Here is a 21,895-nt window from a genome sequence, read left to right on the forward strand (position 1 = left end):
TTTCTATGCCTCTGTTTCGCCGGTCAGTCTATGTACTCGAACAGGCGGACAATCTTCTGTACACCGTCCACGCTTTGCACTACCTGGGTTGCCAGGTCGCCTTCGTGACGGGTCACCAAGCCGAGCATGTAGACGATACCGTTCTCGGTCAGGACCTTGATCCGGGTGGAGGGTACATTGGCATCGGCAATCATCTGGCTCTTGATCTTGGTGGTCAGCCAGGTGTCGTTGCTGCGAGCGGCCAGGGAGGATGGCTGCAGGATCTGCAGCTCGTTGTGCACAGTCTTGACCTTCTGCACTTCCTTGGCGGCCTGTTCGGCTTTGTTCTTCAAGTCGCCGCGCGGGGTTTGGCCCGCCAGCAGCACTACGCCGTTGTAGCTGATTACGACGATATGCGAGTCGCGATCCAGCGCCGGATCTGCCTTGGCGACGTTCACGGCTACCTTGGTTTCGATCAGGGAGTCGTCGATCTTGCTGCCGATGGTGCGGGTACCCTTGTCGTCGTCGATTGGTTTGTCGCGGGTGGCGCTCAGGAAACTACTGCAGCCACCGAGAGCCATGGTCACGGTCAGGGCGGCCGCGATCAGAGCGGTACGGGTCATTCTTCACTCCCGAAAAGTTGGCGGTCGATGAGGTCGCACAGGCAGTGGATGACCAGCAGGTGGACCTCCTGGATGCGTGCGGTGACCTTGGCCGGGACGCGGATCTCCACGTCCTCGGGCAGCAGCAGCGAAGCCATGCCACCACCGTCGCGGCCGGTCAGTGCTACGACAACCATTTCTCGATCATGTGCGGCCTGGATCGCCTGAATGACGTTGGCGGAGTTGCCGCTGGTGGAAATGGCCAGCAGAACATCGCCGGGTTGGCCCAGTGCGCGAATCTGCTTTGAGAAGACTTCGTTGTAGCTATAGTCGTTGGCGATCGAGGTGATGGTCGAGCTGTCGGTGGTCAGAGCGACGGCCGGCAGGCTCGGGCGTTCGCGCTCAAAACGGTTGAGCAGTTCGGAGGAGAAGTGCTGTGCATCGCCAGCGGAGCCGCCGTTGCCGCAGGAGAGAATTTTTCCCTCGTTCAGCAGCGCGTTGACCATGACCATGCTCGCCTGCTCGATATGCGGGATGAGCACTTCGGTGGCCTGTTGCTTGGTCTCGATGCTGGCATGGAAGAGCTGGCGGATACGGGATTGCATGTCCATCAGGGATGACCTTTCGTCGGGCGTCTGATCAAGTGTCAAAGGCGTTGGGAATCCAGTTCAATTGCCCTGCGGAGCCTGGGGTGCGATGGTCGATGGCGACGATATCGAACCGGCAGGGGTGTCTGCTCCAGCGGGCGTTCTGTTGCAGGAAGTGTTCGGCGGAGGCGGTCAGGCGCTGACGCTTGCGCGAGTCTACGCTTTCCAGCGCTCCTCCCCATGCGTCATGCCGGCGGGAGCGAACTTCGACGAATACTACTGTATCGCCGTCCAGCATGACCAGATCGAGCTCGCCTCGCCGGCAGGACCAGTTCTGCGCCAGGAGGCGCAGGCCGTGCCGTTCGAGGTGGGCGCGAGCCTCTGATTCAGCCTCGCGCCCGGCCTTTTGAGTGGGGCTGTTGCCGATCAAATACCACTGTTCTCCAGAGGTTGGGCCTGGCCATTACGGAACTCGGCCCAGGGCAGGCGGCGTTCGATCCGCTGGCTTGCGTTGACGCTAAGAGTGCCGGTCAGGCCGTCGACCTGCATGCTCGGTACCGCCTTGAGTTCAGGTAGCCGGGGGGCCAACTGGTAGGCGTCGGCACCCATCGCGTAGAGGCGGCCGAGGCTGCCGGAAGCTTGAGGCCATTGTGCGGTTACCTGTTGGCGAAGCGGATTGTTCGGCTCCAGCAGCCAGGGTGTCTCGCAGAAGCGAATTCCGTTCAGATCCTGGTCCTGCGCAGGGTTGTTTACGCCAGTGTACAGGTTGGAGGTCGCGTAGACCGGCAGATCGCCAGCGTACTGGAAGGCCAGGGTCGGCTTGATCTGGCGGGCCTGCTGCGGGGTAGCGGCAAGGAAGATGAAGTCGATGTCCTGACGACGCGAGGGTTGGGTGTCGACGCTGCTGTCGAGCACACCTTGCAGGCGCTTGGCGCGGCCTTCGCTCTGGCGCAGTTGCAGAAGGTCTGCGATCTGGCGGGCCAGTTCGACGGGTTGATCGACATGTTCGGCTGCGATGAGGGTGCCGCCGGCGGCTTGCCAGTTGCGGCTGAACGATGCGAGTACGCGATCCCCCCATTCGCCGCGCGGCACGAGCGCCACGGCACGACGCATGCCGTCGTTCCAGGCGCGGTTTGCTACTTCGCGGGCTTCATCCTCGGCGGAGAGACCGAACTGGAACAGCTGGGCCGGGCCCTCCTGGGCCCCATCGCTGTAGTTGAGCGCGAGGGTAGTGATCGGCAATTGCTGCTGGCTGCTCAGCTGCTTGACCAGATTTTTCTCCAGTGGTCCGACGACCAGTTGTACGCCGTCGGCCTGGGCCTGACGGTAGAAGTCGTCCAGCGAGCGCACCTGGCTGCTGTCGTAGAGGCTGATGGCCGGCTGCGGCTGACCACTTTGCTGGGCCTGGTAGTGGGCGGCGAGGAAACCGTCCTGCAGGGCGCGGGCGACCGAGGCCAGCTGTCCCTGTTGCGGCAGCAGAAGGGCGATTTTGTTCAGCGGCTGGGCTGCCAGGGATTTCAGTTTCTCGAGAGCGCTGGGGAGCTGCTTGGCTGCTGGGTGATCCGGGTTCTGGCTGACCCAGGTGTCGATGTTGGACTGCTGTTCCTTGAGGGTCGACGAGGTCTTGGTGATGCGCGCCAGCGCGAGCCACCCGTTCAGATCGCCTTCGTTGCTGCTGGCCTGCATCTGCTCGACCGGCAGGCTGGAAACGAGCTTCCAGATTTCCTCATGGTTGGCCCTGGCAGCCTCGGCATTCAGCAGCGGATCGATGAATACGCGTTCGCGTGCGGCGCTCATGGCCTGTCCGTCGGCAGCAAGGGCTAGGGCTTTGACCATGCCGGCGCGAGCCTGCAGGTCTACCGGCATTTCGCCCAGGCGCTGGAAGCTCGGGTTGTCGAATGCCTTTAGGGCCGCCTTGGGTTTGTTGCGGGCCATTTCCAGTTGTGCGCGCAGCGTGCTGGCGAAGACCTGCTGGGCCGGTTTCAGGCTATCCATCGGGGTTTGTTCGAGGATCTGCGTGGAGCGGCCGAAATCCTTCTGCTTGTAGGCAAGGTCGGCGGCCGACAGGCGCAGCACTGCGGCATCTTCGGGCTTGGCGGTGGATGCCTGCTGGAGCAGTTGCTCGATGCTGGCGCTCGGAGTGCGAGGCAGTTCGCCGAGGTTGGACGACGGGGAAGACGCACAGGCGGCGAGCATGCCGGCCAGGATCAAGGCGGAAAGCGGACGCAGGCGAGCGATCATATCGGGCTTCTCGTGACGCATTCAAAGAGCCGCTGATTGTACCCAAGCGGCGAGGGTGACGCGATGGCGGCATCCTGAAACGGGATACAATGCGTTTTTTGGATATTTCCGGCGAGGTTCTTCCGCGTGACCTTCGGCACTCTGTATGTGGTTGCCACACCTATTGGCAACCTGGACGACATCAGCGCCCGAGCGCTCAAGGTATTGCGCGACGTGTCGCTCATTGCGGCGGAGGACACCCGGCATTCCGTCCGTCTGCTGCAGCATTTCGGCATCGAGACGCCCCTGGCGCCCTGCCATGAGCACAATGAGCGGGAGCAGGGCGGGCGCTTTCTGGTCAGGCTGCAGGCCGGCGAGGATGTTGCGCTGATTTCCGACGCTGGCACGCCGCTGATATCCGATCCTGGTTATCACCTCGTGCGCCAGGCGCGTGCGGCAGGCGTTCCGGTGGTGCCGGTGCCGGGCGCCTGTGCGCTGATCGCCGCGCTGTCGGCGGCAGGGCTTCCCTCAGATCGCTTCGTCTTCGAGGGCTTCCTGCCGGCCAAGGTTGCCGGTCGGCGCGGTCGCCTGGAGGGTCTGGTGGATGAGCCGCGCACGCTGATCTTCTATGAGGCACCGCACCGTATTCTGGAGTGCATCGAGGATATGGCGGCGATCTTCGGTGAAGAGCGTCCCGCAGTGCTGGCCCGCGAGCTGACCAAGACTTTCGAGACGCTGAAGGGGTTACCACTGGGCGAGTTGCGCGAGTTCGTTGCTGCCGACGGCAACCAGCAGCGTGGTGAGTGCGTTCTGTTGGTGGCGGGCAAGCCCGCGCCGGAAAGTGATGAGGCCGTGGATGCACAGACCTTGCGGGTGCTGGACCTGCTGTTGGCGGAGCTGCCGGTCAAACGCGCGGCAGCGCTGGCGGCGGAGATCACTGGTGCGCGCAAGAATCAGCTTTACCAGCTCGCGCTGGAGCGCCAGGGCAAGGCTTGAGCTTGTCCTGAGCGCCCTGAGCCGCTAACCTTGTTGACTGAGAGTCGATTGGACAGTCGCTGTTCCGTGATGTTCCATCACGGGGTGGAGGAAAGTCCGGGCTCCATAGGGCAGAGTGCCAGGTAACGCCTGGGAGGCGTGAGCCTACGGAAAGTGCCACAGAAAATAACCGCCTAAGCGCAACAGCGCCGGTAAGGGTGAAAAGGTGCGGTAAGAGCGCACCGCACGGCTGGCAACAGTTCGTGGCTAGGTAAACCCCACTCGGAGCAAGACCAAATAGGAATCCATTGGCGCGGCCCGCGTTGGATTCGGGTAGGTCGCTTGAGGCATTCAGTGATGAATGTCCCAGAGGAATGGCTGTCCTCGACAGAACCCGGCTTATAGATCGACTCTCTCCACTTTTTCTCCACTTTTTCTCCACTTCTTCCCACATGACCATTTGTCGCTGATCGGAAGAAGTTAAAAACTTAAGAAATCACTTTAAGTATGAAAGCCCAGTGTTTTGAAAACACTGGGCTTTTCTCTTTCTGCATGCGTCAAAAACCCTCCCGAAGTCTCCTGAAAGCACGCTAAATCTCGGTCCTGTAAGGATTTTTCGCCTCCGACTCGCCTTGACGGTGGGGAGCGCGGATTTCTATAGTGTGCGGAAGTGGTATGAAGTGGGTAAAAGTGGGATCAACAGGCATGGATAGCCAACCACAGGGGAAGCGCTGACGTGTTTCGCGGAGCTAACGCCATCAGTCTTGACGCCAAGGGGCGCCTCGCGATGCCGAGTCGGTATCGTGACGAGCTCGTTTCGCGTTGCAATGGCCAGCTCATCGTCACCATCGATGCCGTCGATACCTGCCTGACCGTATACCCCCTCCCTGAATGGGAAATCATCGAAGCCAAATTGCGTGAGCTGCCGTCGCTGCGTGAAGAAACGCGGCGCCTGCAGCGTTTGCTGATTGGCAATGCCGTAGACCTGGAGCTGGATAGCGCCGGGCGCTTTCTCGTTCCGCCGCGCCTGCGCGAGTACGCCGGCCTGGACAAGAAGGCGATGCTGGTGGGCCAACTGAACAAGTTCCAGTTGTGGGACGAAGACAAGTGGAATGCGGTTGCCGAGGCCGATCTCGCAGCCATCAAAGAACCCGGCGGCCTGCCGGACGAATTGCGCGACCTTATTCTGTGAGCCTGCCAGTGAATAGCACCTACCAACACATCACCGTTCTTCTCGAGGAGGCAGTCGAAGCACTGGCCCCGCGCGGCGACGGGCGCTATGTGGACGGTACCTTCGGCAGGGGAGGGCACAGTCGCGCCTTGCTTGGGAAACTCGGCCCGGGCGGTCAGTTGCTCGGGTTCGACAAGGATCCCCAGGCAATTACGACTGGAAAAGCACTGGCGGCCGAAGACGGCCGCTTCGTCATTGTGCAAAGGTCCTTCGCCGAGATGGCGGAAGAGTTCGCCGCGCGTGGCCTGCAAGGCAAGGTGGACGGCGTCCTGCTCGACCTTGGCGTATCGTCGCCGCAGCTCGACGACCCGGAACGCGGCTTCAGTTTCCTCAACGACGGTCCTCTGGATATGCGCATGAATCCCGCACAGGGCGTGAGCGCGGCGCAGTGGATCGCAACCGCGGCCGAAGACGAGATCGCCCGCGTGTTCAAGGATTATGGCGAGGAGCGCTTCGCCAAGCGTATGGCACGCGCCATCGTCCAGCGTCGTGCGGAAAGGCCTTTCGAGCGGACTGCGGATCTCGCAGCCGTGATCACCGAGGCCAACCCGGCCTGGGAAAAGGGCAAGAATCCGGCAACCCGTGCTTTTCAGGGGCTGCGGATCTTCATCAACAACGAATTGGGCGATCTGGAGCGCGGGCTCGAGTCCGCCCTGGATGGCCTGTCCGTGGGCGGTCGTCTGGTAGTGATCAGCTTCCACTCACTGGAAGACCGCATCGTCAAGCAGTTCATGCGCAAGCAGGTGAAAGGCGAGGCGGACAACCTGCCGCGTAACCTGCCGATCCAGGTCAAGCCATTCGAACCGCGCCTGAGGCTGATCGGCAAGCCGGTCTACGCCTCCGAGGCCGAGCTCAAGGCCAACCCGCGCTCGCGCAGCGCGGTCATGCGCATCGCGGAGAAACTGCGGTGAGCCGCCTTTACTCCAAGCGTTTGCCGACCGGCAGCTTTCTGATGCTGCTGTTGTTCATCGGCGTCTTGCTGTCGGCAATTTCCGTGTCCTATAGCGCCTATTGGAATCGTCAGCTGCTCAACTCCCTGTATGCTGAATTGAGCATTCGCGACAAGGCTCAGGCCGAGTATGGCCGTTTGATCCTGGAGCAGAGCACCTGGACCGCCCATAGCCGCATCGAAGCCCTGGCGACCGACCAGTTGAAGATGCGCGTTCCCGATCCGACCGAAATCATCATGGTGGCACCATGAGGGATCTGGCCGGCGCCCGCTATCCCTGGCGTTTCCGCCTGGTCATCGCTCTGTTGCTGGCGATGGTGGCGGCGATCGCCTGGCGGATCGTCGACCTGCACGTGATCGACCATGACTTCCTCAAGGGGCAGGGCGACGCGCGTAGCGTGCGGCACATTTCCATCCCTGCACACCGTGGCCTGATAACCGACCGCAATGGCGAGCCGCTGGCTGTGAGTACGCCGGTCGCCACGCTGTGGGCCAACCCCAAGGAACTGGTGCTCGAACGCGAAAAATGGGGCTTCCTGGCTGATGCTCTCGGACAGCCGCAGTCCTCCCTCGCCGAGCGTCTGGAAGCGAATGCCGACAAGGAATTCATCTATCTCGTCCGGGGCCTGACTCCCGAGCAGGGCGAGGCTGTGATGGCGCAGGTGAAGACGCACCGTATTCCTGGCGTGTACTCGGTCGAGGAGTTCCGCCGCTTCTATCCTGCGGGGGAAGTGGCCGCCCAGGTCGTGGGCTTCACCGACGTGGACGATCGTGGCCGCGAAGGCGTGGAGTTGGCCTTCGACAGTTGGCTGGCGGGTGTGCCGGGCAAGCGTCAGGTGCTCAAGGACCGCCGCGGCCATCTGATCCGCGACGTGCAGGTCACTCGCAACGCCAAGGCCGGCAAGACTCTTGCTCTGTCCATCGATCTGCGCCTGCAGTACCTGGCCAATCGCGAGCTGCGCAACGCGCTGGTAGAGAACGGCGCCAAGGCCGGCAGCCTGGTAATTCTGGATGTGAAGACTGGCGAAGTACTGGCCATGTCCAACCAGCCGACCTACAACCCGAACAACCGCCGTAACCTGCAGCCGGCGATGATGCGCAACCGCGCCATGATCGACGTGTTCGAGCCCGGTTCGACCATGAAACCGTTCTCCATGAGCGCGGCGCTGGAAACCGGCCGCTGGAAGCCTACCGACAAGGTTGAGGTATATCCCGGCACGCTGCAGATCGGCCGCTACACCATTCGGGACGTTTCCCGCACCGAGGGGCCGGTGCTGGACCTCACCGGGATCCTCATCCGCTCCAGTAACGTGGGCATGAGCAAGGTAGCCTTCGATATCGGCGGCGAAGCCATCTATAGCATCATGCAGCGCGTCGGCCTGGGGCAGGACACCGGTCTTGGATTCCCGGGCGAGCGCGTCGGCAACCTGCCCAACTACCGGGAATGGCGCAAGGCGGAAACCGCCACGTTGTCCTATGGCTACGGCCTGTCCGTGACCGCGATACAGATGGCGCATGCCTACGCTGCACTGGCCAACAATGGCCGCACCGTACCTTTGACGATGGTTCGCGCCGATCGCCAGCCGGATTCCACCCAGGTCATCTCCGAACCGGTGGCCAAGACCATGCAGGGCATGTTGCAGCAGGTGGTCGAAGCGCCGAATGGCGTGTTCCGTGCCCAGGTTCCGGGCTATCACGTGGCTGGCAAGTCCGGTACTGCGCGCAAGACCGCGACCGGCACCAAGGGCTATGCCGAAAACTCCTACCGCTCCCTGTTCGCTGGCTTCGGGCCGATGAGCAACCCGCGCTACGTCATCGTCGTCGTCATTGATGAGCCCAGCAAGGCCGGTTACTTCGGTGGCCTGGTGTCCGCGCCGGTGTTCAGCAAGGTGATGTCCGGCACCCTGCGCCTGATGAATGTGCCGCCAGACAATCTGCCGACTACTCCGCAGCAAGCCGCCGATGCTGCGCCCGCAAAAGGAGGGCGTGGCTGATGCCGATGAGCCTGAACCAACTGCTGCCCCAGGCCGAGAGCGGCGAGCTGATCCGCGAGCTGACCCTGGATAGCCGTACCGTCAAGCCGGGTGACCTGTTCCTTGCTATTCCCGGTGGGCGCCAGGATGGCCGCGTGCATATTGCGGATGCGTTGCGCCAGGGCGCTGCCGCCGTGGCATACGAAGCCGACGGCGTGACCGAGCTGCCGCCCAGCGATGTGCCCATGCTGGCGATCAAGGGGCTGGCTGCCCAGTTGTCGGCGATTGCTGGCCGCTTCTACGGCGAGCCCAGCCGTGGCCTGAATCTGGTCGGCGTGACTGGCACCAATGGCAAGACCAGCGTCAGCCAGCTTGTGGCTCAGGCGTTGGACCTGCTGGGCGAGCGTTGCGGTATCGTCGGCACCCTTGGCACGGGCTTCTACGGCTCGCTGGAAAGCGGCCGCCATACTACGCCCGACCCGCTCGCCGTTCAGGCGACGCTGGCGCGACTCAAGCAGGGCGGTGCCAAGGCTGTCGCTATGGAGGTGTCCTCCCACGGCCTGGAACAGGGACGGGTGGCCGCGCTTGGTTTTGACGTGGCGGTGTTCACCAATCTGTCGCGCGATCACCTGGACTACCACGGCTCAATGGAGGCCTACGGCGCCGCGAAAGCCAAGTTATTCGCATGGCCCGGGCTGCGCTGCCGGGTAATCAACCTGGATGATGACTTCGGCCGCCAGTTGGCTGGCGAGAAGCACGAGTCCCGTCTGATGGGCTACAGCCTGGAAGACCCGTCGGCCTATATCTATTGCCGCGAGGCACGGTTCGGCGATGACGGCGTCGAGGCACAGATCGTAACTCCCCAGGGGGAGGGACTGCTGCGCAGTTCGCTGCTGGGGCGTTTCAATTTGAGCAACCTGCTTGCGGTGGTCGGTGCGCTGCTGGGGCTGGACTATCCGCTGGGCGATGTACTTTCCGTACTGCCGCAGTTGGAGGGGCCGGTAGGTCGCATGCAGCGCCTGGGTGGCGGCGAGAAGCCGCTGGTGGTCGTGGACTATGCCCACACTCCGGATGCTCTGGAAAAGGTTCTGCTGGCGCTGCGTCCGCATGTGCGTGGCCAACTGCTCTGCCTGTTCGGTTGCGGCGGCGACCGTGATCGCGGCAAGCGGCCGATCATGGCGCAGATCGCGGAGCAGCATGCGGATCGTGTGCTGGTCACCGACGATAATCCTCGCTCCGAGAAGAGCGAGGCGATCATCGCCGATATCCGTGCCGGTTTTGCCAGGCCCGAATCCGTCGAGTTCATCTGTGCACGGGGCGAGGCCATCGCGCGCCTGATCGCCGCAGCGGGGGCCGACGATGTCGTGCTGCTGGCTGGCAAGGGACATGAGGATTACCAGGAGATCGACGGCATTCGGCATCCGTTCTCCGATCTTGATCAAGCCGCCGAGGCGTTGGCCGCCTGGGAGGTGAAACGTGCTTAAGCCCTTGTCGATCAATCAGGTCGCAGCGGCGCTCGACGGTCGCGTGGCTGGTGCCGATGCTACGTTCGATGCCGTGAGTACCGACAGCCGCGCCATTGTGCCGGGACAACTGTTCATTGCACTGACCGGCCCGCGTTTCGACGGCCACGACTACCTCGCCGAGGTTGCCGCCAAGGGCGCTGTCGCCGCGCTGGTCGAGCGTGAGGTTGTCGGCGCACCGCTGCCGCAATTGGTAGTGAAGGACACGCGTGTTGCGTTGGGCCAGCTTGGCGCCTTGAACCGGGACTCTTTCGGCGGTCCCGTCGCCGCCGTGACCGGCTCCAGCGGCAAGACCACCGTGAAGGAAATGCTCGCCAGTATCCTGCGCACGCGCGGTGAGGTACTGGCAACGCGCGGCAACCTGAACAATGACCTCGGCGCGCCGCTGACCCTGCTGCAACTGGCGCCGGAGCACCAGAGCGCGGTCATCGAGCTGGGTGCGTCGCGCGTTGGTGAAATCGCATACACCGTCGGTCTGACCCGTCCCCAGGTCGCCATCATCACCAATGCCGGAACCGCCCATGTGGGTGAGTTCGGCGGCCAGGACAAGATCGTCCTGGCCAAGGGCGAGATTCTCGAAGGCCTGCCGGCGGATGGCGTGGCGGTACTGAACCGCGACGATGCTGCGTTTGACACCTGGCAGGCCCGCGCCGCCGGTCGCCGTGTTTCCAGCTTCGGCCTGCACGATGCGCGTGCTGACTTCCGCGCAACCGATGTCCAGCGCGATGCACGTGGGTGCCCCGGGTTCACTTTGCAGGGGCCGGCCGGGGAAGCACGCATCCAGCTGAACCTGCTGGGTGAACACAACGTCGCCAACGCGCTGGCCGCCGCCGCCGCCGCACATGCTCTGGGCGTGCCGCTGGTCGGGATCGTCAATGGCCTGCAGGGTTTGCAGCCGGTCAAGGGGCGCGCGGTAGCCCAGCTCGCGACGAACGGCATGCGCGTGATCGATGACAGCTACAACGCCAACCCGGCCTCAATCTGTGCGGCGATTGATATACTCGCCGGCTTTTCCGGCCGGACCGTCCTGGTCCTCGGGGACATGGGCGAGCTGGGTGCCTGGGCTGAGTCTTCCCACCGTGAAGTGGGAGCTTACGCCGTGGGCAAAGTCGCCTCGCTCTATGCCGTGGGTCCGCTGATGAGCCATGCCGTGCAGGCGTTTGGTTCCGAGGGCCGACACTTTGCCGATCAAGCGAGCCTGATCCATACCCTGGCTGCCGAACCGTCGACAACAACCATTCTGATCAAGGGTTCCCGCAGCGCGGCGATGGATAAAGTCGTCGCGGCGCTGTGCGGTTCCTCCGAGGAGAGTCACTAAATGCTGCTGCTGCTCGCCGAGTACCTGCAACAGTTCTACAAGGGCTTCGGCGTCTTCCAGTACCTGACCCTGCGCGGCATCCTCAGCGTGCTCACCGCGCTCGTCCTGTCGTTGTGGCTGGGCCCGTGGATGATCCGCACCTTGCAGATCCGCCAGATCGGTCAGGCCGTGCGCAATGATGGTCCGCAATCGCACCTGTCGAAGAAAGGCACCCCGACGATGGGTGGTGCGCTGATTCTCACTGCCATCGCCATCAGTACCCTGTTGTGGGCGGACTGGTCCAACCGCTACGTCTGGGTCGTGCTGGCCGTGACGCTGCTGTTCGGCGCCATCGGCTGGGTGGACGACTACCGCAAGGTGATCGAGAAGAACTCCCGCGGGCTGCCGAGCCGCTGGAAGTATTTCTGGCAGTCGGTGTTTGGCCTGGGCGCGGCGATCTTCCTTTATATGACCGCCGAAACGCCGATCGAAACCACACTGATCCTGCCACTGCTCAAGAACATCGAGATCCCGCTGGGTATCTTCTTCATCGTGCTGACCTACTTCGTCATCGTCGGCTCGAGCAACGCGGTGAACCTGACCGACGGACTCGACGGCCTGGCGATCATGCCGACCGTGATGGTGGGCGGTGCACTGGGGATCTTCTGCTACCTGTCGGGCAACATCAAATTCGCCGAATACCTGCTGATCCCGAGCGTTCCGGGCGCGGGTGAGCTGATCATCTTCTGCGCCGCCATCGTCGGCGCGGGGCTCGGGTTCCTCTGGTTCAACACCTATCCGGCGCAGGTCTTCATGGGTGACGTCGGCGCGCTGGCGCTGGGCGCCGCGTTGGGCACCATCGCAGTGATCGTCCGCCAGGAAATCGTGCTGTTCATCATGGGCGGCGTGTTCGTGATGGAAACCCTGTCGGTGGTGATCCAGGTCGCTTCCTTCAAGTTGACTGGCAAACGTGTGTTCCGCATGGCGCCGATTCACCACCACTTCGAACTCAAAGGCTGGCCGGAGCCGCGCGTGATCGTGCGCTTCTGGATCATCACGGTAATTCTCGTGCTGATCGGCCTGGCTACGTTGAAACTGCGTTGAGGACTGATCGAGCATGAGCCTGATCGCTTCCGACCAATTCCGCATCGTTGTCGGTCTCGGCAAGAGCGGCATGTCCCTGGTCCGCCATCTGGCGCGCCAGGGCGTGCCATTTGCCGTTGCCGATACGCGCGCGAATCCGCCGGAGCTGGCGACCCTGCGCGAGCAGTATCCGCAGGTCGAGGTGCGCTGTGGCGAACTCGATGCCGATTTCCTCTGCCGCGCTCAGGAGCTCTACGTGAGCCCCGGTCTGTCGCTGCGCATTCCGGCATTGGCCGAGGCTGCTTCGCGTGGTGTGCGTCTGTCCGGCGACGTTGACCTGTTCGCCCGCAACGCCAGGGCCCCGATCGTGGCGATCACCGGTTCCAATGCCAAGAGCACCGTCACCACCCTTGTGGGCGACATGGCCAGGGCGGCCGGCAAGCGCGTTGCCGTGGGCGGCAACCTGGGTACGCCGGCGCTGGATCTGCTGGCCGATGATATCGAGCTCTACGTCGTCGAGCTTTCCAGCTTCCAGTTGGAAACCTGTGAGCGTCTGAACGCCGAAGTCGCCACCTGCCTGAATGTCAGCGAAGACCACATGGATCGCTACGACGGCATGGCCGACTACCACCTGGCCAAGCATCGCATCTTCCGTGGCGCGCGCCAGGTCGTGGTGAATCGTGCCGACGCATTGAGCCGTCCATTGATCGCCGATACCGTGCCATGCTGGACTTTTGGTACCAACAAGCCGGACTTCAAGGGCTTCGGCCTGATCGAAGAGGACGGTGAGAAGTGGCTGGCATTCCAGTTCGACAAGCTGATGCCGGCTCGTGAGCTGAAAATCCGCGGCGCGCACAACCAGTCCAATGCCCTCGCGGCGCTGGCGCTCGGCCATGCCATTGGCCTGCCGTTCGACGCGATGCTGCACACCCTGCGTGAGTTCGCCGGTCTGGCGCACCGCTGCCAGTGGGTGCGCGAGCGCAACGGCGTGAACTTCTATGACGACTCCAAGGCTACCAATGTCGGTGCTGCGCTGGCCGCCATCGAGGGGCTGGGGGCCGATATCGACGGCAAGCTGGTGCTGATCGCCGGTGGAGACGGCAAGGGCGCCGATTTCCATGATCTGCGTGGCCCGGTGGCGCAGCATTGTCGCGCCGTGGTGCTGCTGGGCCGCGATGCCGAACTGGTTGGCGCCGCCATCGGCAACGCTGTGCCGAAGGTGCGCGTGAGCACTCTGGCCGAGGCCGTAGAGCACGCCGCCGAACTGGCGTTGCCGGGCGATGCCGTGCTGCTGTCGCCGGCCTGTGCGAGCCTGGATATGTTCAAGAACTACGAGGAGCGCGGCCGCCTCTTCGCCAAGACCGTGGAGGAGCTCACCTGATGTTCTCCTTCCTGCGCCCATACCCGTCCCCGCTGATCAGCCGTCACGGCATCGACCTGGACTTCCCGCTGCTGGCGGGTTGCTTGGCGCTGCTCGGCCTCGGTCTGGTGATGGTCACCTCGGCCTCTTCCGAGGTTGCGGCGGCGCAGTCCGGCAACCCGCTGTACTTCTCGGTCCGCCACCTGATCTACCTGGCCATCGGCTTCGTCGCCTGCGGCCTGACCATGATGGTGCCGATGGAAACCTGGCAACGGCTGGGTTGGAAGCTGCTGGCGGTCGCCTTCGTGCTGCTGGTGATGGTGATCACCCCCGGCATCGGCCGCGAGGTGAACGGTTCCATGCGCTGGATCGGTTTCGGCCTGTTCAACATCCAGCCGTCCGAGATCGCCAAGGTGTTCGTGGTGATCTTCATGGCTGGCTACCTGGTGCGTCGCCAGGAAGAGGTGCGTGAAAGCTGGCTCGGCTTCTTCAAGCCGTTCGTGGTGCTCCTGCCGATGGCCGGCCTGCTGCTGCGCGAGCCCGACTTCGGCGCCACGGTGGTGATGATGGGCGCCGCCGCCGCGATGCTGTTCCTGGGGGGCGTAGGCCTGTTCCGCTTCGGGCTGATGGTCGCACTGGCCGTAGGCGCCGTGGTTCTGCTGATCCAGACGCAGCCGTACCGGATGGCGCGTCTGACCAACTTCACCGACCCCTGGGCCGACCAGTTCGGCGCGGGCTACCAGCTCAGCCAGGCATTGATCGCGTTCGGCCGTGGTGGCTGGACCGGCATGGGGCTGGGCAACAGCATCCAGAAGCAGTTCTACCTGCCCGAAGCGCACACCGACTTCGTGTTCGCGGTGCTGGCCGAAGAGCTGGGCATCGTCGGCGCGATGGCGACCGTCGGGCTGTTCGTCTTCGTCAGTCTGCGCGCCCTGTACATCGGTATCTGGGCGGAGCAGGCGAAGCAGTACTTCTCCGCCTACGTGGCCTATGGCCTGGCATTCCTCTGGATCGGTCAGTTCCTGATCAATGTGGGCGTGAACGTCGGTCTGTTGCCGACCAAGGGCCTGACCCTGCCGTTCCTGAGTTACGGCGGTTCGTCGCTGGTGATCTGCTGTGCGTGCCTCGGCATGCTGCTGCGCATCGAGTGGGAGCGCCGCACCGTAATGGGTAGCGAAGAGTATGAGTTCACCGAAGAGGACTTTGCCGATGAAAGGTAATGTCCTGATCATGGCAGGCGGCACCGGCGGGCATGTGTTCCCGGCGTTGGCTTGCGCCCGCGAGTTCCAGGCGCGCGGTTACAGCGTGCATTGGCTCGGCACACCGCGCGGCATCGAGAACGACCTGGTGCCCAAGGCGGGCCTGCCGCTGCATCTGATCAATATCAGCGGCTTGCGCGGCAAGGGCGTGAAGTCGCTGCTGCGCGCCCCGTTCGACCTGCTCAAGTCACTGTTCCAGGCATTCGGCGTGGTGCGCCGGCTCAAGCCCGTGTGCGTGCTCGGCCTGGGTGGATACGTCACCGGGCCGGGCGGCCTGGCGGCGAAACTGTCCGGCGTGCCGCTGGTGATCCACGAACAGAACGCCGTCGCCGGCACCGCCAACCGTAGCCTGGCGCCGCTGGCCAAGCGCATCTGCGAGGCGTTCCCGGATACCTTCGATGCCAGCGCCAAGCGCCTCACCACCGGCAATCCGGTGCGCGCCGAGCTGTTCGTCGAAGAGAGCGCCCGCGCGCCGCTGGCTGGCCGTCGCGTCAACCTGCTGGTGCTGGGCGGCAGCCTGGGCGCCGAGCCGTTGAACAAGCTGCTGCCCGAAGCCCTGGCGCAAGTGCCGGCGGAGGTGCGCCCGGCGATTCGCCATCAGGCCGGTCGTCAGCACGATCAGGTCACCGCGGAGCGTTATCGCGAGGCAGGAGTCGAAGCCGAGGTTGCGCCCTTCATCAGCGACATGGCTGCCGCCTACACCTGGGCCGATCTAGTGATCTGCCGGGCCGGCGCGCTGACTGTCAGCGAGCTGACCGCCGCTGGTCTGCCGTCTTTCCTGGTGCCATTGCCCCATGCGATCGACGATCACCAGACCAAAAATGCCGAATTCCTGGTGCGGGAGGGCGCCGCCCACCTGCTGCCGCAGAAATCTACCGGCGCCGCCGATCTGGCCGCGCAGTTGTCCGAGGTATTGATGCATCCCGAAACCCTGACCCGCATGGCCGCGCGCGCGCGCAGCCTGGCGAAACCCGACGCTACCCGCACGGTGGTCGATGCCTGTCTGGAGGTGGCCCGTGGTTAAAGAACCCAGCGGTGTGACCCGGACCATGCGCCGCATCCGCCGCATCCACTTTGTCGGTATCGGGGGCGCGGGTATGTGCGGTATCGCCGAGGTGTTGCTGAACCTCGGTTATGAAGTCTCCGGTTCCGACCTCAAGGCATCGGCCGTGACCGAGCGTCTGGAAAAATTCGGTGCCGAGATCTTCATCGGCCATCGCGCGGAGAACTCCGACGGCGCCGACGTGCTGGTGGTGTCCAGTGCGGTGAACAAGGCGAACCCGGAAGTGGCTGCTGCGCTCGACCGCCGTATCCCGGTGGTGCCGCGTGCCGAGATGCTCGCTGAACTGATGCGTTATCGCCACGGCATCGCGGTTGCCGGTACCCACGGCAAAACCACCACTACCAGCCTCATCGCCTCGGTGTTCGCTGCCGGCGGGCTGGATCCGACCTTCGTGATCGGTGGTCGTCTGAACGCCGCGGGTACCAATGCACAACTGGGCACCAGCCGCTATCTGGTGGCCGAGGCCGATGAAAGCGACGCCAGCTTCCTGCATCTGCAGCCGATGGTGTCGGTCGTCACCAATATCGACGCCGACCACATGAGCACCTATGGCGGCGACTTCAACAAGCTCAAGCGCACTTTCGTCGACTTCCTGCACAACCTGCCGTTCTACGGCCTGGCCGTGCTCTGCGTCGATGACCCGGTGGTACGCGAGATCCTGCCGCAGGTTGCGCGCCCGACTGTTACCTATGGCCTGAGCGAGGACGCTGACGTTCGCGCCATCAATATCCGCCAGGAAGGCATGCGCACCTACTTCACCGTGCTGCGTCCGGAGCGCGAGCCGCTGGATGTTTCGGTGAATATGCCCGGTCTGCACAACGTGCTGAACTCGCTGGCGACCATCGTGATCGCGACCGACGAGGGTATTTCCGACGAGGCCATCGTCCAGGGCTTGTCCGGCTTCCAGGGCGTTGGCCGGCGGTTCCAGGTCTACGGTGAACTGCAGGTCGAAGGCGGCAGCGTGATGCTGGTCGACGACTATGGCCATCACCCGCGTGAAGTCGCGGCGGTGATCAAGGCTGTGCGTGGTGGCTGGCCGGAGCGTCGCCTGGTGATGGTCTACCAGCCTCATCGCTTCACTCGTACCCGCGACCTCTACGACGACTTCGTGCAGGTGCTGGGCGAAGCCAACGTACTGATGCTGATGGAAGTCTATCCGGCCGGCGAGGAGCCGATTCCAGGTGCCGACAGTCGACATCTGTGCCACAGCATCCGTCAGCGCGGCCAACTCGACCCGATCTACCTGGAGCGCGGCGGCGATCTCGCCTCGCTGCTCAAGCCGCTGCTGCGTCCCGGCGACATCCTGCTCTGCCAAGGAGCCGGCGATATCGGAGGGCTGGCTCCGCAATTGATCAAGAACCCGATGTTCGGTGCTGTCGTTGAAGCAGGCGCCGAGAGGAAGCCGCAATGAGTGACGTGCTCAAATCCCAGCTCGACCCCCGTGCCTTCGGGCGCGTCGCTGTGCTGTTCGGCGGCAAGAGCGCCGAGCGTGAGGTGTCCCTGAAGTCCGGCGCGATGGTCCTGCAGGCACTGCAGGCCGCCGGAGTGGATGCGTTCGGCATCGACGTGGGCGACGACCTGCTTGAGCGGCTGACCCGCGAGAAGATCGACCGTGCCTTCATCATCCTCCACGGTCGTGGCGGTGAAGACGGCAGCATGCAGGGTCTGCTCGAAGTCGCCGGGATTCCGTATACCGGAAGTGGCGTGCTGGCGTCTGCGCTGGCAATGGACAAGCTGCGCACCAAACGCGTGTGGCTGAGCCTCGGCCTGCCGACGCCGAACTACGCCGTGCTGAGCAGCGAAGCCGATTGCCGTGCCGCCGCTGCGGAACTGGGCTTCCCGCTGATCGTCAAACCCGCCCATGAAGGTTCCAGCATCGGCATGGCCAAGGTGAACAGCGTGGAAGAGCTGATCACCGCCTGGGAGAGCGCCGCCCGGTACGACTCGCAAGTGCTCGTCGAGCAGTGGATCAGCGGGCCGGAGTTCACCATTGCCGTGCTGCGTGGCCAGGTGCTGCCACCCATTCGCCTGGGCACTCCGCACACCTTCTATGACTACGACGCCAAGTATCTGGCCAGCGATACCCAGTACCAGATTCCGTGCGGCCTCGATGCCGCCAAGGAAGAGGAACTGAAGGACCTGACCGCTCGTGCCTGCGACGCCCTTGGCATCCAGGGCTGGTGCCGGGCAGACGTGATGCAGGACGCCGAAGGGCGCTTCTGGCTTCTTGAAGTGAATACCGCACCGGGCATGACCGACCACAGCCTGGTACCGATGGCCGCGCGCGCGGCCGGCCTGGATTTCCAGCAACTGGTGCTGGCCATCCTCGCCGACAGCGTCGAGGCAAGGGGGTAAGAGATGAACGGCGCGTCGCTTCGTCACCAGCAACCCGGAATCGGCCGCGCACCTGCGCGCAAGCCGGTGCCGCGCGGCGCCAGCCGCCTGGTGGCCAAGGAACCGCTGAGTGCCCGGGTGCCGAAGCCGAGTTTCGGCTTCCTCAAGGTGCTGCTGTGGCCGTTGGTGCTGGGCGTGCTCGGTGTCGGTGCCTATTACGGCGCGCAATATGTGCTGCCCTACGCGGATCGGCCGATCGCCAAGGTCAGCGTGGAAGGTGATCTGAGCTACATCAGCCAGGCTGCGGTGCAGCAGCGGATCAGTCCCTACGTGTCGGCCAGCTTCTTCACCATCGACCTGGCCGGTATGCGCCAGGAGCTGGAGCAGATGCCGTGGATCGCCCACGCCGAGGTGCGCCGTGTATGGCCGGATCAGGTGGTGATCCGCCTGGACGAACAACTGCCGATCGCGCGCTGGGGGAACGAGGCGCTGTTGAACAACCAGGGCCAGGCATTCGCCCCGCGCGAAGTGGCCAACTATGAGCATCTGCCGCGCCTGTCCGGCCCGCAGCGTGCTCAGCAGCAGGTCATGCAGCAGTACCAGATCCTCAGCCAGATGCTCCGTCCGCTGGGCTTCACCATCTCCAGCCTGGACATGAGCTCGCGCGGCGCCTGGACGCTGGGCACTGCGCAGGGAGTGGAGATCATGCTGGGCCGCGACCATGCAGTGGAACAGATTCGCCGACTCGTGACCATCTACGACAAGGCACTGAAAGATCAGATTTCGAAAATTGCGCGCATCGACATGCGCTACCCCAACGGCCTGGCCGTGGCGTGGCGCGATCCGGTGCCGGAAACGTCGGTGGCGCAGACCACCGCCGTGCAGTGAGTTGAGGAGACTTCGATAAACATGGCAAGCGTGCAGAGCGGCAAAATGGTCGTCGGCCTGGACATCGGCACCTCCAAGGTGGTGGCGCTGGTGGGCGAGGTGGCGGCTGATGGCAGGCTGGAGATCGTCGGTATCGGGACGCACCCTTCGCGCGGCCTGAAGAAGGGCGTGGTGGTGAACATCGAGTCCACCGTGCAATCGATCCAGCGCGCCATCGATGAAGCCCAGCAGATGGCTGGCTGCCGTATTCACTCGGCCTTCGTCGGTATCGCAGGCAACCATATCCGCAGCCTGAATTCCCACGGCATCGTGGCGATCCGCGACCGCGAAGTGAGCGGTGCCGACATCGAACGCGTGCTGGATGCCGCCCAGGCGGTCGCGATTCCGGCGGACCAGCGTGTGCTGCACACCCTGGCGCAGGATTACGTGATCGACAACCAGGAGGGCGTTCGCGAGCCGCTGGGTATGTCCGGCGTGCGCCTGGAAGCCAAGGTCCACGTCGTGACCTGCGCGGTGAACGCAGCGCAGAACATCGAGAAATGCGTGCGCCGTTGCGGCCTGGAAGTGGATGACATCATCCTCGAGCAACTGGCATCGGCCTATTCGGTGCTTACCGAGGACGAAAAGGAACTGGGCGTTTGCCTGGTGGACATCGGTGGCGGTACTACCGATATCGCCATTTTCACCGAGGGAGCCATTCGCCACACGGCGGTAATCCCGATCGCTGGCGATCAGGTCACTAACGATATCGCGATGGCCCTGCGCACCCCGACGCAATATGCCGAAGAGATCAAGATTCGATATGCTTGCGCCTTAGCCAAACTGGCCGGTGCGGGCGAAACCATCAAGGTGCCCAGCGTTGGGGACCGGCCACCGCGGGAACTGTCGCGCCAGGCGCTTGCCGAAGTGGTCGAGCCGCGTTACGACGAGCTCTTCACCCTGGTACAGGCCGAACTGCGTCGCAGTGGCTACGAGGATCTGATCCCGGCCGGGATCGTCCTGACCGGAGGCACCTCCAAGATGGAAGGCGCCGTCGAGCTGGCCGAAGAGATCTTTCACATGCCGGTGCGCCTGGGCGTGCCGCACAGCGTCAAGGGACTGACCGACGTCGTGCGCAATCCAATCTACTCCACAGGCGTGGGCCTGCTCATGTATGGGCTGCAGAAGCAGTCTGACGGTATCTCCATGTCCGGCAGCAGCTTCAGCAGCGACGAGCCCAAGGCACCGGTACTGGAACGGCTCAAACGCTGGGTTCAGGGCAATTTCTGATTTACCACCGCGGTAAACGTAGGCGACACAACTAGAAAGGAAGGAGAGGGGAAATGTTTGAACTGGTAGATAACGTCCCGCAAACAGCAGTCATCAAGGTTATCGGCGTAGGTGGCGGCGGTGGCAACGCCGTGAACCACATGGCCAAGAACAACGTTGATGGCGTGGAATTCATCTGTGCCAACACTGATGCTCAGGCGCTGAAGAACATCGCTGCGCGCACCGTGTTGCAGCTCGGTCCGGGCGTGACCAAGGGCCTGGGCGCTGGCGCCAACCCCGAGGTCGGCCGTCAGGCTGCCCTGGAAGACCGCGAGCGCATCGCCGAAGTGCTGGAAGGCGCCGACATGGTCTTCATCACCACCGGCATGGGTGGCGGCACCGGTACCGGCGCTGCTCCGATCATCGCCGAGGTCGCCAAGGAAATGGGCATCCTCACCGTTGCGGTGGTGACCCGTCCGTTCCCATTCGAAGGCCGCAAGCGCATGCAGATTGCCGACGAGGGCATTCGCTCGCTGGCGGAAAGCGTCGACTCGCTGATCACCATTCCGAACGAAAAGCTGTTGACCATCCTGGGCAAGGACGCGAGCCTGCTGGCTGCCTTCGCCAAGGCTGACGATGTGCTGGCCGGCGCCGTTCGCGGTATCTCCGACATCATCAAGCGCCCGGGCATGATCAACGTCGACTTCGCCGACGTGAAAACCGTCATGAGCGAAATGGGCATGGCCATGATGGGTACCGGCTGCGCCAGTGGCCCGAACCGTGCTCGCGAGGCCACCGAGGCCGCTATCCGCAACCCGCTGCTCGAAGACGTCAACCTGCAAGGCGCCCGCGGCATCCTGGTGAACATCACCGCCGGTCCGGATCTCTCCCTGGGCGAGTACTCCGACGTGGGTAACATCATCGAGCAGTTCGCCTCCGAGCACGCCACCGTGAAAGTGGGCACCGTGATCGATCCGGATATGCGCGACGAGCTGCACGTTACCGTGGTGGCCACCGGCCTGGGCGCGCGACTGGAAAAGCCGGTGAAAGTGGTCGACAACACCGTCCAGACCCAGACCGTCAGCAACCAGGCACCGGCCCAGCGCGAGCAGCAATCGGTAAATTACCGTGATCTGGATCGCCCGACCGTCATGCGCAATCAGAACCACGGCGGCGCTGCCACCGCGGCCAAGCTGAACCCGCAGGATGATCTGGACTACCTGGATATCCCGGCCTTCCTGCGTCGTCAGGCTGATTGAGTCGATTTATCAGGAGTATCAATGTGATTGGTGTTCAGCAAAGGGCGGTTCTGCTATCATCGCCG

General features: G+C 63.6%; 20 protein-coding genes and 1 other RNA gene. 17 read left to right on the forward strand and 4 right to left on the reverse strand.

Annotated features, from left to right (window positions below):
- Positions 1 to 23: 23 nt before the first annotated feature.
- The 4 genes from OU419_RS05685 to OU419_RS05700 are packed head-to-tail and all read right to left on the reverse strand — an operon-like array spanning position 24 to position 3,409.
- Positions 24 to 602 carry a BON domain-containing protein gene (locus tag OU419_RS05685; protein WP_254470973.1) on the reverse strand — a complete coding sequence of 193 codons (579 nt, stop codon included), beginning with the start codon at positions 600 to 602 and terminating at the stop codon, positions 24 to 26.
- Positions 599 to 1,192 (reverse strand): phosphoheptose isomerase, encoded by a 594-nt coding sequence (locus OU419_RS05690; protein WP_009617899.1) that lies wholly within the window; start codon positions 1,190 to 1,192, stop codon positions 599 to 601. Before OU419_RS05690 ends, OU419_RS05685 begins: the two co-directional genes overlap by 4 nt.
- 28 nt (positions 1,193 to 1,220) lie before the next feature.
- Positions 1,221 to 1,598 carry a YraN family protein gene (locus OU419_RS05695; protein ID WP_254470972.1) on the reverse strand — a complete coding sequence of 126 codons (378 nt, stop codon included), beginning with the start codon at positions 1,596 to 1,598 and terminating at the stop codon, positions 1,221 to 1,223.
- A complete protein-coding gene (locus OU419_RS05700; RefSeq protein WP_254470971.1) occupies positions 1,595 to 3,409 on the reverse strand; it encodes a penicillin-binding protein activator in 1,815 nt (604 codons plus the stop codon). The genes OU419_RS05695 and OU419_RS05700 overlap by 4 nt, the downstream gene beginning before the upstream one ends.
- 126 nt (positions 3,410 to 3,535) lie before the next feature.
- Between OU419_RS05700 and rsmI the strand changes: the two genes are divergently transcribed.
- The 17 genes from rsmI to ftsZ all read left to right on the forward strand — a co-directional run bounded on the left by rsmI (position 3,536) and on the right by ftsZ (position 21,830).
- Complete coding sequence (rsmI, locus tag OU419_RS05705) at positions 3,536 to 4,384, forward strand: 16S rRNA (cytidine(1402)-2'-O)-methyltransferase (protein ID WP_254470970.1); 849 nt, start codon at positions 3,536 to 3,538, stop codon at positions 4,382 to 4,384.
- Between the two features lie 40 nt (positions 4,385 to 4,424).
- Positions 4,425 to 4,781, forward strand: an RNA gene (gene rnpB / locus OU419_RS05710) — RNase P RNA component class A.
- A gap of 318 nt (positions 4,782 to 5,099) precedes the next feature.
- On the forward strand, positions 5,100 to 5,555 hold the full coding sequence (gene mraZ / locus OU419_RS05715) for a division/cell wall cluster transcriptional repressor MraZ (protein WP_236174435.1): 456 nt from the start codon (positions 5,100 to 5,102) through the stop codon (positions 5,553 to 5,555).
- Between the two features lie 8 nt (positions 5,556 to 5,563).
- A complete protein-coding gene (gene rsmH / locus OU419_RS05720) occupies positions 5,564 to 6,505 on the forward strand; it encodes a 16S rRNA (cytosine(1402)-N(4))-methyltransferase RsmH (RefSeq protein WP_254470969.1) in 942 nt (313 codons plus the stop codon).
- A complete protein-coding gene (ftsL, locus tag OU419_RS05725; RefSeq protein ID WP_254470968.1) occupies positions 6,502 to 6,795 on the forward strand; it encodes a cell division protein FtsL in 294 nt (97 codons plus the stop codon). The genes rsmH and ftsL overlap by 4 nt, the downstream gene beginning before the upstream one ends.
- Positions 6,792 to 8,537, forward strand: a complete 1,746-nt coding sequence (locus OU419_RS05730; RefSeq protein ID WP_254470967.1) for a peptidoglycan D,D-transpeptidase FtsI family protein — start codon at positions 6,792 to 6,794, stop codon at positions 8,535 to 8,537. The genes ftsL and OU419_RS05730 overlap by 4 nt, the downstream gene beginning before the upstream one ends.
- Entirely contained in the window at positions 8,537 to 10,000 is a 1,464-nt protein-coding gene (locus tag OU419_RS05735) for a UDP-N-acetylmuramoyl-L-alanyl-D-glutamate--2,6-diaminopimelate ligase (protein ID WP_254470966.1), read from the forward strand. The genes OU419_RS05730 and OU419_RS05735 overlap by 1 nt, the downstream gene beginning before the upstream one ends.
- Entirely contained in the window at positions 9,993 to 11,357 is a 1,365-nt protein-coding gene (locus OU419_RS05740) for a UDP-N-acetylmuramoyl-tripeptide--D-alanyl-D-alanine ligase (RefSeq protein WP_254470965.1), read from the forward strand. The genes OU419_RS05735 and OU419_RS05740 overlap by 8 nt, the downstream gene beginning before the upstream one ends.
- Positions 11,358 to 12,440 carry a phospho-N-acetylmuramoyl-pentapeptide-transferase gene (mraY, locus tag OU419_RS05745; protein WP_254470964.1) on the forward strand — a complete coding sequence of 361 codons (1,083 nt, stop codon included), beginning with the start codon at positions 11,358 to 11,360 and terminating at the stop codon, positions 12,438 to 12,440.
- A gap of 13 nt (positions 12,441 to 12,453) precedes the next feature.
- Entirely contained in the window at positions 12,454 to 13,800 is a 1,347-nt protein-coding gene (gene murD / locus OU419_RS05750) for a UDP-N-acetylmuramoyl-L-alanine--D-glutamate ligase (protein WP_254470963.1), read from the forward strand.
- On the forward strand, positions 13,800 to 14,999 hold the full coding sequence (gene ftsW, locus OU419_RS05755; RefSeq protein WP_254470962.1) for a putative lipid II flippase FtsW: 1,200 nt from the start codon (positions 13,800 to 13,802) through the stop codon (positions 14,997 to 14,999). The genes murD and ftsW overlap by 1 nt, the downstream gene beginning before the upstream one ends.
- Positions 14,989 to 16,062 carry an undecaprenyldiphospho-muramoylpentapeptide beta-N-acetylglucosaminyltransferase gene (gene murG, locus OU419_RS05760; RefSeq protein WP_254470961.1) on the forward strand — a complete coding sequence of 358 codons (1,074 nt, stop codon included), beginning with the start codon at positions 14,989 to 14,991 and terminating at the stop codon, positions 16,060 to 16,062. Before ftsW ends, murG begins: the two co-directional genes overlap by 11 nt.
- Positions 16,055 to 17,512 (forward strand): UDP-N-acetylmuramate--L-alanine ligase, encoded by a 1,458-nt coding sequence (murC, locus tag OU419_RS05765; protein WP_254470960.1) that lies wholly within the window; start codon positions 16,055 to 16,057, stop codon positions 17,510 to 17,512. The genes murG and murC overlap by 8 nt, the downstream gene beginning before the upstream one ends.
- Complete coding sequence (locus OU419_RS05770; RefSeq protein WP_254470959.1) at positions 17,509 to 18,456, forward strand: D-alanine--D-alanine ligase; 948 nt, start codon at positions 17,509 to 17,511, stop codon at positions 18,454 to 18,456. The genes murC and OU419_RS05770 overlap by 4 nt, the downstream gene beginning before the upstream one ends.
- Positions 18,457 to 18,459: 3 nt before the next feature.
- Positions 18,460 to 19,323: a cell division protein FtsQ/DivIB gene (locus OU419_RS05775; protein WP_254470958.1), complete on the forward strand. Its 864-nt coding sequence runs from the start codon at positions 18,460 to 18,462 to the stop codon at positions 19,321 to 19,323.
- 21 nt (positions 19,324 to 19,344) lie between these two features.
- Complete coding sequence (gene ftsA / locus OU419_RS05780) at positions 19,345 to 20,592, forward strand: cell division protein FtsA (protein WP_254470957.1); 1,248 nt, start codon at positions 19,345 to 19,347, stop codon at positions 20,590 to 20,592.
- 53 nt (positions 20,593 to 20,645) lie between these two features.
- Positions 20,646 to 21,830: a cell division protein FtsZ gene (ftsZ, locus tag OU419_RS05785; RefSeq protein ID WP_254470956.1), complete on the forward strand. Its 1,185-nt coding sequence runs from the start codon at positions 20,646 to 20,648 to the stop codon at positions 21,828 to 21,830.
- Positions 21,831 to 21,895: the final 65 nt, after the last annotated feature.

Source organism: Pseudomonas triclosanedens, assembly GCF_026686735.1.
Lineage (GTDB): Bacteria > Pseudomonadota > Gammaproteobacteria > Pseudomonadales > Pseudomonadaceae > Pseudomonas > Pseudomonas triclosanedens.